This is a genomic window from Microcoleus sp. MOSTC5, from assembly GCF_036701825.1.
Taxonomy (GTDB): domain Bacteria; phylum Cyanobacteriota; class Cyanobacteriia; order Cyanobacteriales; family Microcoleaceae; genus Microcoleus; species Microcoleus asticus.
Genome location: NZ_JAUBRK010000042.1, coordinates 62226 through 72846 on the forward strand (window position 1 = coordinate 62226; position 10621 = coordinate 72846).

Sequence of the window (10621 nt, forward strand, 5' to 3'; positions counted from 1 at the left end):
ATCACAAAATAACATTATGTGTTTAAACTGCTGGGATTATTTTGCATCTTTGTTAGGTATTATGAAAATCTATGGATAATTTCTACACCAGCACAGAAGCAGCGCAAATTACCGGATGCAGTCGGCGGCAATTACAGTATTGGCGAGAGAAAGGGGTAGTTGTACCAACGGTTAACCCTAGCGGTAAGGGTCGAAATGTCTATTATTCTCCAACGGACTTGTTGGCGCTGACTGTGATGGAATATTTGCTGTCTATGGGTTTGAGTTTTGAGGTATGTCAGGAAATGCTGGAAACTCTTAAAGCTACTGAGTCGTGGCTGTTTCAGCCGTCTGTGTTAGAAGGGCAGAGGAAACGGTTTATGCTGTTATTGGATTTAAAGCGACGATGTTTGGTAAACTTTGACAGTGGTTTGGCGTTGGAAACGATTAATCGGGGGTTGCCTGTTGTGCCGTTTTGGAGCGATCGCATTCATCAACGTTTACGGGATAATCTCAGAAGCTTTGAGGGCTAGAGGAGCGGCTACCGGATTCAGTGAGAAGCTAATATCCTGATATTTCCTGGAGAGATATTGCCGGAATGTGAGATAAACTAATTCATGATTATTTCAATACGGAGGTAGAAATTATCGGCAAAGCGGTTCAGGAGGATGTTCCACAGTTAGAAATGATGCTCTCTAAAGTTTTAGAAGATTTTAAATGTCAATTCTAGGATTGATGAAGATTTTGACAGATAAGCTGAAGGAAAGACTGGCGAATGATTATGAATGGTGCAAATCATCATACGAACAATACTGAAAATGATTTTGCTAATTCATGGGCATCTGCAAAACTCGGAGATATTTTTGACCTTGAATATGGAAAAGCATTAAGAAAGAGTGATAGATCTGGATCAGGTCAATATCCAGTTTTTGGATCAAGTGGGATGATTGGCTATCATAATGAGTATTTAGTTGAGGGTGCCGCCTTAATAGTTGGTCGCAAGGGATCTGTTGGTGAAATATTTATTTCTGAACAAAATTTTTGGGCAATTGATACGACATATTTTGTAAGAGTTCCTGGTGAAATAAATGTTAGGTTTGCATACTATCTCTTTATATTTCTCAACCTGGCAAAACTAGACAAATCGACAGCTATTCCAGGTCTTAATAGAAATGATGTTTATGAACTAAATATTCAAATATCACCACGAAATGAGCAAGACCGTATCGTAGCTAAAATTGAGGAACTTTTTTCTGAGCTTGATAAAGGAGTTGAATACCTAAGAACTGCTCAAGCGCAACTCAAGGTATATCGTCAGTCAGTGATGAAATATGCCTTTGAAGGCAAGCTGACTGAAGAGTGGCGTGAGGCTCATGCTGACCCATTAGAAACGGCTAATCAACTGCTAGAGCGTATCCAACAGGAGCGTGAAAACCGCTACCAACAGCAACTAAATGAGTGGGAAGAAGCAGTTAAAGCTTGGGAAGAGAATGGCAAGGAGGGTAAAAAGCCTAGCAAGCCTAAGGAACCGGAAATTGTTCCTCCACTAACAGAAAGGGACACGGTAAATCTGCTTGAATTGCCAGAGAGTTGGACATGGATAAGCCTTGCTCATATCAAAGAATTTTCTATGTATGGTCCAAGATTTTCAAGTAAAGATTATGTTGATGAAGGTGTGGCTATTCTGCGGACTACAGATGTTAGTGACTCTGGGAAAGTTGACTGGAAAAATTCGCCCAAACTATTAATCAGTGATGATGAATATGAAAAATACAAGTTACTTGAAGGCGATTTACTGATTACTCGAACAGGCAGTATTGGAACAATCTCTGTTTTCAATGATGACAGAAAAGCTATAGCCGGAGCTTTTTTAATTCATTATAGGTTAGTAACTCATATAAACTCTTGGTTTATCTTTTATTTCTTAAAATCTCAAAGGGCCCAAAACCATTTTTATGAAAACAGTACAGGAAGTGGTCGCCCAAACCTAAACGTACCTAATATTGAATTATTGGCAATTCCCCTTCCTAGCTCTGAGGAACAAAACAAGATTGTTCAAATGCTCGAAGAAAAAAATTCTGTCTTAGATTCCTTTGAAGCAACAATAGGCGAAACGCTCAAAAAAGTCAATGTACTCCGACAAAGTATTCTTAAGAAAGCTTTCTCTGGGCATTTAATAGCGCAAGATCCTAATGACGAACCTGCCAGCATTTTGCTAGAATGGATCAGGGCGGAACGCCTAGCTGAGCTCAAACCAACCCGTAAAATAAGTAATTCAAGGAAAAAGCCGAGGAAAAAAGAAGTGGTAGATTTAATTAGCGTTCTTGAATCTGCGGATAGCTGGCTCAGTGCTCAAGATGCTTTTCGGGAATGTGGAGTTAGTGATGGGGCAGAAACCGATATGATTGAGAAGCTATTTGTTGAGCTTCGCGATTTGGAAAAGGAAGACCGCATTGAAGTGGAGCGGCGGGGGGATGAGGAATGGTTACGCATTCGCTCAACAGGTAGGAGTTAACGATGCGTTTACATTGGTTATGGATTGGTGAGTATAAAAACCTGAAAAATGTCACCATTGATTTTGACCAAGGAGAATGGATTACCGTGGTCATTGGTTGGAACGGAACCGGAAAATCTAATGTTCTGGAAGCATTAGCAACGATTTTCCGCGACCTCATCACGGGTGAGAATGATAACAAAAATAAAAACAAGCCCTCCTTTCATTATCGTATCAAGTACCGTTGTCGCAATAATTTTATGCACATCGATGCCGACCCAAAACGGGTCAACAAACCATACCAAATTTATGTATCCGCAGAGGATCGCGATGAGGCGCAAGAAATAATAAATCAAGGTTCAATTTCTGGTATTGAATCTGAAATTCAAGATAAGGATTTAGGGGAAAGTATTACTATCAATCAACTCCGAAAGAATCAAGACCAGTACTTACCCAAATATATTTTTGGTTATTACTCAGGTGAAAGCGATAGAATGGAGAAGGTATTTCGTAAATATTTGGCCGGTTATGATAAAGATTTACGAGATGGCAAGGATAGAGAATTTAAACGTTTATTTTATGCCTTACCAGTGCATAGTCAATTTGTATTGCTAGCATTTATTCATCAGCAAGATAGCGTAGTGCGAGAATTTTTAGATAATCAGTTAGGTTTAGATCCAGATAACGGCATCGATTCCATTTTATTCGTGCTTCATCAACCTCCTTGGAAATCAAAAGAAGGAGATCCTCGCTTTTGGAACGCGCGTGGCATTGTAAGTAGTTTTCTTGCCCGCTTATATGATGTTTCTCTTGCCCCAATTCGTATAACTCGTCAAGTTGGTGTTTCCTTATGGAATAAACAACGTTTAGAGTTTCTGTATCTATATATAAAGAATTTAGATTCGCTTCAGAGATTGATAGGACAGAAATCTCCAAAAGAGTTTTTTCGCGATTTGGAAAGCACCTATGTTTCTGAATTAATAGAAGAAGTCAGAATTAGAATCAAACTCCGAAAGAATGATGGTTCTGTCACTTTTAGAGAACTGAGTGAGGGTGAGCAACAACTACTAACTGTTTTAGGTTTGCTCCGGTTTACAGCAGAAGAAGAGAGCCTATTTCTACTTGATGAACCCGATACCCATTTGAATCCCCGATGGAGTATTGACTATCTTAAATATCTTGAGAAATTTGTCGGTAATGACCAAGCAAGTCGCGAAAGCTGTCACGTTGTACTGACGACCCATAACCCATTGGCTATTGCTGAACTACTTAAGCAGCAAATCCAAATCTTGAAGAGAGATATGGACGACCTATCTATCAGTGTCACACCACCTGAAATTGATCCTCGTGGAATGGGCTACGCAGCAATTGTAACGAGCGATATGTTCGGCTTACCCGCAGCGATTGATCGTTCTACGCTTAAGCTACTTGAGAAGAAGCGAGAGTTAACGGTTAAAGAAGAACAACTTAATGATGAAGAAAGATCAGATTTAGAGGAGGTAAATCAAAAGTTAGAAGGATATGGTTTCGGATATGAAACCCGCGACCCTATTTATACGGAGTACTTGCGGGCACGCTATGAGTATGATGCTGCCCAAAATGTAAGTCAACAAATGTCCAATCTTTCTCTTTCCGAAAGGAAAGCAAGAGCTAAGAGGCTTGTTGAACGAGCACTTGCTAGACGCCAGAACCAAGATTAAATGTATGCGTTACATCAACAACAGATTGCTTAGATTACCGAAAGGATGGTCTGACACAGCGAATGATGCTAAACACACCGTTGAAGCAATTACATCAGTAGACTCTCGCAAGAAAACTATCAATCGAAAAAACGCTGTGTGGAGCGAAATTAAAGATTCATTGGCTAATTTGTCCAAGGACAAGTGCTGGTATTGTGAGATCAAGCAAGAACGGTCTGATAATGCAGTAGATCACTTTCGACCTAAGAATCGAGTTGCTGATACTGATCCAGTACATGAAGGCTATTGGTGGTTAGCATTTGAGCCTACTAACTTTCGATACTCATGTACTTTTTGCAATAGTCAACGAAAGAATCCTGAAACAGGTGAAACTGAAGGCAAGGGTGATAAATTTCCACTTCTACCAGAAACTCCCCGCGCAAAAGCTCCAGGTGAAGAGAAGGACGAAAGTCCTGCTTTGCTAGATCCTTGTGTCTTGCAAGATACTTTACTTTTGGACTTCCTTACCAGTGGAGAACCTTGTGCAAAATACCCAAGTCATCCCATCAAAAAGCTGAGAGCTGAAGAATCTATCAAGCTTTATCACCTAGATCATCCTGGATTAATTGAGCGACGAAGGATTTTAGCTGCACGGATAGAATCCTGGATTAATAGGGCTAATCGACTGTACGAGCGGTGTGATACTGGAGATCCAGCAATTGATCAAGCTTTTGAGGAAATTGCGTACAATCTTGTTGATGCGATGTCGGAAACATCGGAATTATCAGCTTTTGCAAGAAAAGTAATTAAAGGAGCAAGGAATATTATTTGGGTTGAAGAGTTATTTTAAGTCGCTTAATTCTAATGAGATATATCAAATGACAACTGCACAAATAGTTTCTAAAGTTTGGAATTTCTGTAATATCTTGCGTGATGCAGGGGTCAGCTATGGCGATTACCTGGAACAACTCACTTTCCTGATTTTTCTGAAAATGGCGGATGAATACGCCAAACCACCTCATAATCGTGATTTAGGAATTCCTCCTGAATACACCTGGCAAAGCCTTAAAGCTAAACGTGGCGATCAGCTTGAGGCTCACTACACCAAGTTGCTCCGTGAACTAGGCAAAAAGAAGGGAATGTTGGGCAAAATCTTCACCAAAGCCCAAAATAAAATTCAAGAGCCAGCGATGTTGTCTCGCGTTATTGAGATGATCGACAACGAAGCCTGGGTATCTATGAGTGCCGATGTTAAAGGCGACATTTATGAAGGCTTGCTAGAAAAAAATGCCGATGACACTAAATCTGGAGCAGGGCAGTACTTCACTCCTCGCGCACTTACCAAAGCAATGGTGGAATGCCTCCGCCCTGAACCAGGTAAAACGATCGCCGATCCTGCCTGTGGTACGGGTGGCTTCTTTCTAGCGGCCTATGACTTCATTCACGAAAACTACAAGCTGAATGAGTCCCAAACACAATTCCTCAAACATGAAACCTTCTATGGCAATGAGATTGTCTCTAGTACCTATCGCCTGTGCTTAATGAATTTATTTCTACACGAGATTAGCGAAATTGACAAAGATCCGACGATTTCTCTCAGCGATGCACTCGTGCAGCCACCAACCCAACACTTTGACTTTGTGTTGGCTAATCCCCCCTTTGGCAAGAAAAGCAGCATGACCTTTTCTAAAGAGGAAAAAGAGCAAGGAGAGGATCTGGTCTATAATCGTCCAGATTTTGATGCAACGACCTCAAACAAACAGCTTAATTTTGTCCAGCACATTCGGACAATGCTGAAGCCAACCGGAAAAGCGGCGATGATTGTACCTGATAATGTACTTTTTGAGGGGGGAGCAGGTGAAACAGTTCGTAAGTCTCTACTTCAAAAAACTAACCTTCACACTATCCTGCGCCTACCCACTGGTATCTTTTACAAGTCAGGGCTAAAGGCAAACGTTATCTTTTTTGATAACAAACCTGAATCTGAAGCTCCCCAAACCAAAGAAGTTTGGTACTACGACTTCCGTACCAATGTCCATTTCACGCTACGCAAAAACCCTTTAAAACATAGGGATCTACAAGATTTCGTTAATTGCTACAACTCAAAATACCGTTCCAAGCATCAATCAGCCTGGTCATCTAAAAAATCAGATAGACGTTGGCGTAAGTTCACCTACGAAGAATTGGTCGCTAGAGACAAAACAAGCTTAGACATTTTCTGGTTAAGAGATGAGAGCCTATACGATCTAGATAATCCACCCGAACCCGATGTGCTAGTAGCAGAGATCATTGAAAATCTGGAAGCGGGCTTAAACAGCTTCAGAGAAATCTTGAATGGGCTTGGCTGTGAGGATGTGCAGTGAAATTCTCAGAGGTGGCAATCGCCATCCTTCAGCAACCGTTAATCAAGAAAAATACTTCACTCAAATAGTTTTCTGATACTCCCCCATCCCCCCAAAAAGCAACCGACAGCGATCGCATCTCCCATACTCCCACAGCGCAGGCATCTTAAATCGCGCTTCACATTTTGGACACTTAGCTAAAAGCTTAAGCTGATGGCGATCGCACTTCCAAACAGACTTAAACTGCCACTCAATCCGATGACAAGGCGACTGGGCATAACAAGCACCACATACCCGAATCGGTTCGCACTTCATCCCCTCCCCCATTGGCGGCAGCATTTCCCACAACCTTTCAACCTCAACCCCTACCACCTCCGCCAAAGCCTCAAACTCCTGCTGAGTAGGATAAGGATTGAAATGAAAGCGTTCCCAACGTGCTACTACAGCCCCAATTTTCGCTATCTGGCCTAAACTACTAGGCGTTAAGTGGTTGCGTCTCCTAAACCGCCCTAAAAAATGACTTAAACTTTCTCCAGGTAAAGGCGCGATCACAAATAACCAAGGTTGAATATCATTTTCTGTCATGAGTATTCCCTCGCTACTTCTTGCAATACAGCCTTTTCAACCTTCCTAAACCCTCTCGACAAAGACTTAATGGCAGCTTCCCTTAAAATCTCATCCAAGCGCCCAATATAACCTTCAGTCGCTTTCAAGAGAATTTTCATCATTTCCTTATTAGTCAAATTGGAGGCAACAGGCATCTTGAGCACTTTGTCCTCCCAAATTTCTACGGTTCTTTTAAAATCTTCCCCCGTCAGCTTCCCAAAGCGACGAGAAGCGCGAAAGCGATTGTAAACCTGTTCATCTCGCTTAATCACCGCATCCAGGCGATCTGTACCCACCAAGACAACAGCAATTCCCAACTTATCATTAATATCTCGCACATCAGAAAATGTCTCTGGTTTCAGGCGATCCGCTTCATCAATAATAATCATTTCCACCTCACAGCCTTTTAGAACTTCCATTGCTCGACCTCTGAAGTCTGCAACCGTTCCTCTAACTGCCCGATATTTCAGATACTCAATGATTTCGCGAAACAATTCCTTAGCCCCACATTTAGCGGGTGGCATGATATAAACAACAGGTACAGTGGGAGCTTGCTTACCTTCCTGTTTAGCCTTATTTCTAAAAGTGTAAGCCTCACAAGCCACCGTTTTTCCCGTCCGCGATTCCCCTACTAAACGGCAAGATTGACGTGCTTTACGTTTTTCATCCAGCCAATCATGTAAATCCTTAACGTGTTCTAGTGGCATAATACTTTTCTTATTCAAACGGGCAATTTCTATCTGTAACAACTGACTGTCAACTTTAAAATCCCCTAGCTCTTCAGCGATTTGGGAAGCAGGTTTTTCCTGGATCGAATTTTCTTTTGTCATAATCTACCACCCAAGCCCTTCACGCATTTCGTCATAGTCCCAAACCTCAATATCAGCCGATACAGAGTTAGCATTAGCTTCATTTGATGATTCGATTTCTAATTGTTCAGATTCAACTTCAACCGTAACAGCAGCAGAGGGCGCTCGCTTATAGCTTTGTTCCTCTTTTTGTCTCTGCTTGCGACTTTTCGTGCGTTCTGCTAGAACTTCTCGCTCAATAGTTTCTTGCAAAATCGATTGATTGCTAATGGTTTTACCTGCCGCTCGCAATCTTTTTGCACTCGCTTTCGCGTCATCTACTGATAATTGTTCCGTTTCCAACCCTTGAGCGTGAGCGCGGGTTAAAAATACCTCTCGATCATTCTCTTGGCTATACACCCAAATCGTCGTAATATCTCTGGGGTCATATCTAAAACTGACAACTTTCCCGGCATAACCCGCCAAATATTCCCCCAAATACATCACATTTTCAAACTGTAAATGTCCGCCTCTCTGCACAGTACGCCGCGACATTTTCATCAAACAGATATCTAAATCTCGTTCCGATATAACATCCGGTTCTTTCTGCAAACCAGCTTCCCATCGTTGATATCGGGTTTGATCGCCCATCCGAGCATCAATACTTTGGTTATATCGATCGACAATGAAGCGCACTATTAACTGTTCCAAATCCCTCAAAGTTAACTGTGCATCCTTCTCGGCATCTTCTGGACGCTCCTGCACATTGGAACCTGTATAGCCAGGAAGGGTTGAGAACAGAGATTGATTTAGGGTTTTGAAAGGACGCTCCACAATACCCCCTTCCGATGGGCGATCGCGTAACTTGCAAATAAAACCCAACTGCACTCCAATTTCTGCCAAGTGATTAGATCGAAAATCTTTCCCTCCATCAGTGAATAGATATTCAGGAATTCCGTAAGTGTCCCAGTCGCAACTCAGCTTATATTCAGCCCCATATTGTTTCCGTAAAATAGCATGGCGCAAAGCCAAAGCCACCACCTGAGAACTCGGGGCATCAAACCCTACATTAATCCCCATAATGCAGCGAGAGTAACTGTCAATTACAGTGGTTAACCAAGGACGAGTCAAAAGTTTTCCATGTTGATCCACAAGCAAAACATCAGCAAGGGTATGATCGCATTGCCAAACCTGATTGCTATAGCTAATGTCCAAATCATCGCCGTCGCGGGTTTTTACAGAAAGAGTTGAACCGCGCCACCCTGGAGAGCGGATACTTTTCGCATTTTCCTGCTTCTCCAAAATTGGCTTCAAGACTCGCAACACAGTTTTATAACTAGGGGGATTATCATCAGCGATCGCTCCAGCTTTTGCCTGTACCTTCAAAGCAACCTGTTTAGGACTCATCCGCTTGCTGCCCTTATTGCCTTCTTGGTAAGTTTTGACAATAAAGTTCTGCCACAACTCGCTGATTCTGTGTTCTCCCTTATCTGTACGACTGCTAGAAAGCAGTGCAATCAATCCTTTTTCTTGATACTTCTTAAATAATCGCTGTACCGACCGGACAGAAAGCCCTAGCTTTTCTGCCCCTTCCCGCAGTCTTTCTCCGTAGGTGACGCGATCGCATGGTTCCAGCAAACTTTGAATCACTTCCAACTTTGGTCTTGCCTCCTCTGGAAGTTCCGAGGCAATCAGATTGCTCTCGCTAGGATCAGAGGTTGGGATTTGGTTAGATATTACTTCAGTGTCAATGTTCACGTCTTAAGCAAATAACTTTTTCAAAACACATAATGCTATCCTAGCTCAAACAAAAGAAAGCGACAATCAATCTGTCACTTCTCAAATTCTCTTCTTTGAGAACGACGACAGCTAAATTGTCACTTATTTGGACTGCGACACTTAATTTGTCACTAACGGCTAGCGATCTATAATCAAGGAAAACAGCTAGAATGTAGAGAAATCAATAGTTTTCCTCGGCGACAACAATTTGTCATCACGTCAAATAATTAGTCACTGTACATTAATTTTTGTTAGATGTGGCTAAGATGCCGTTTGGGCGATCGAGAAGGTTAACAGGATAGAGCGAGAGTGCTCAAGTCCACTGCAAAAACCTTCTTGACCTCTACAATCAATTACTACTCATTGACTACGATCGCAAATCGTCGATCAGTTTTTCTATAGCCATACTTTTTGTGGTTTCATCCGCTAGAGAATTAAACACTTTCTGCAAAAGTTCTATAGACAATACTCCGGACAGTTTTTAAGCAGCCAAAGTACCATAAGACAAGACTGAAGGAAGATTAGGATGGTTTAAAATCAAATCCGGGTCTAAATCTAACTTGTCAATAAAGGTACAAAGTAGATGCTTATTGAATTCCAGACGTTTATAAGAGGCCATAGAAAACACAAACGACTTGGCAGATGAATGACAACTAGAGAGTTGATGTTTAGCTAAGTTTAAGGCAATTAGACTGGCATTAAAATGAAAATCAAGCCGTGGTAAATGACGAGCTTGACAATCAGACAATCCTGTAAATTGCTTGGCATCACGAAAAATAAATTCAATCTGGAAGCGAGCCTGATAATATTCAAGAATTTGCTCAGGTGGTAGGTGAATATCAGTGCTAAACAATAAAGCATTTTTGATTTTGCCGTTGGCTTGAACATCAGAGATACAAACCAAACAAATTGGGCAATTTAAACAACAACTCCACACAATCAATGTATATAATG

9 protein-coding genes are annotated in these 10621 nt (G+C 41.6%); 5 read left to right on the top strand and 4 right to left on the bottom strand.

All coding sequences use genetic code 11. From position 1 onward, the window contains the following. The first annotated feature begins 71 nt into the window (after positions 1 to 71). The 5 genes from QUA54_RS22300 to QUA54_RS22320 all read left to right on the top strand — a co-directional run bounded on the left by QUA54_RS22300 (position 72) and on the right by QUA54_RS22320 (position 6515). Positions 72 to 512 (top strand): MerR family transcriptional regulator, encoded by a 441-nt coding sequence (locus QUA54_RS22300; RefSeq protein WP_333416329.1) that lies wholly within the window; start codon positions 72 to 74, stop codon positions 510 to 512. Positions 513 to 760: 248 nt separating this feature from the next. After that, positions 761 to 2494, top strand: coding sequence for a restriction endonuclease subunit S (locus QUA54_RS22305; protein WP_333416330.1), 1734 nt, complete (start codon positions 761 to 763; stop codon positions 2492 to 2494). A gap of 2 nt (positions 2495 to 2496) precedes the next feature. Continuing rightward, a complete protein-coding gene (locus QUA54_RS22310) occupies positions 2497 to 4173 on the top strand; it encodes an AAA family ATPase (protein ID WP_333416331.1) in 1677 nt (558 codons plus the stop codon). Between the two features lie 4 nt (positions 4174 to 4177). Beyond that, on the top strand, positions 4178 to 5002 hold the full coding sequence (locus QUA54_RS22315; RefSeq protein ID WP_333416332.1) for a hypothetical protein: 825 nt from the start codon (positions 4178 to 4180) through the stop codon (positions 5000 to 5002). 28 nt (positions 5003 to 5030) lie between these two features. Next, the gene (locus QUA54_RS22320; RefSeq protein ID WP_333416333.1) at positions 5031 to 6515 is read left to right on the top strand and encodes a class I SAM-dependent DNA methyltransferase; all 1485 of its coding nucleotides are present in this window, start codon (positions 5031 to 5033) and stop codon (positions 6513 to 6515) included. A gap of 60 nt (positions 6516 to 6575) precedes the next feature. On the opposite strand, the gene QUA54_RS22325 is transcribed toward QUA54_RS22320, so the two are convergent. The 4 genes from QUA54_RS22325 to QUA54_RS22340 all read right to left on the bottom strand — a co-directional run. Continuing rightward, positions 6576 to 7079 carry a TniQ family protein gene (locus QUA54_RS22325; RefSeq protein WP_333416334.1) on the bottom strand — a complete coding sequence of 168 codons (504 nt, stop codon included), beginning with the start codon at positions 7077 to 7079 and terminating at the stop codon, positions 6576 to 6578. After that, positions 7076 to 7930 (bottom strand): TniB family NTP-binding protein, encoded by an 855-nt coding sequence (locus QUA54_RS22330; protein ID WP_333416335.1) that lies wholly within the window; start codon positions 7928 to 7930, stop codon positions 7076 to 7078. Before QUA54_RS22330 ends, QUA54_RS22325 begins: the two co-directional genes overlap by 4 nt. Positions 7931 to 7933: 3 nt before the next feature. Beyond that, positions 7934 to 9646, bottom strand: coding sequence for a Mu transposase C-terminal domain-containing protein (locus QUA54_RS22335; RefSeq protein WP_333416336.1), 1713 nt, complete (start codon positions 9644 to 9646; stop codon positions 7934 to 7936). Positions 9647 to 10148: 502 nt separating this feature from the next. Further along, positions 10149 to 10621, bottom strand: a 473-nt coding sequence (locus QUA54_RS22340; RefSeq protein WP_333416337.1) for a transposase, incomplete at its 5' end; no start/stop codon positions are given.

Bases quoted from the DNA above. Each gene is read 5' to 3' on its own strand.
- QUA54_RS22300 (WP_333416329.1), top strand. From the start codon at position 72: ATGGATAATTTCTACACCAGCACAGAAGCAGCGCAAATTACCGGATGC.
- QUA54_RS22305 (WP_333416330.1), top strand. From the start codon at position 761: ATGAATGGTGCAAATCATCATACGAACAATACTGAAAATGATTTTGCT.
- QUA54_RS22310 (WP_333416331.1), top strand. From the start codon at position 2,497: ATGCGTTTACATTGGTTATGGATTGGTGAGTATAAAAACCTGAAAAAT.
- QUA54_RS22315 (WP_333416332.1), top strand. From the start codon at position 4,178: ATGCGTTACATCAACAACAGATTGCTTAGATTACCGAAAGGATGGTCT.
- QUA54_RS22320 (WP_333416333.1), top strand. From the start codon at position 5,031: ATGACAACTGCACAAATAGTTTCTAAAGTTTGGAATTTCTGTAATATC.
- QUA54_RS22325 (WP_333416334.1), bottom strand. From the start codon at position 7,079: ATGACAGAAAATGATATTCAACCTTGGTTATTTGTGATCGCGCCTTTA.
- QUA54_RS22330 (WP_333416335.1), bottom strand. From the start codon at position 7,930: ATGACAAAAGAAAATTCGATCCAGGAAAAACCTGCTTCCCAAATCGCT.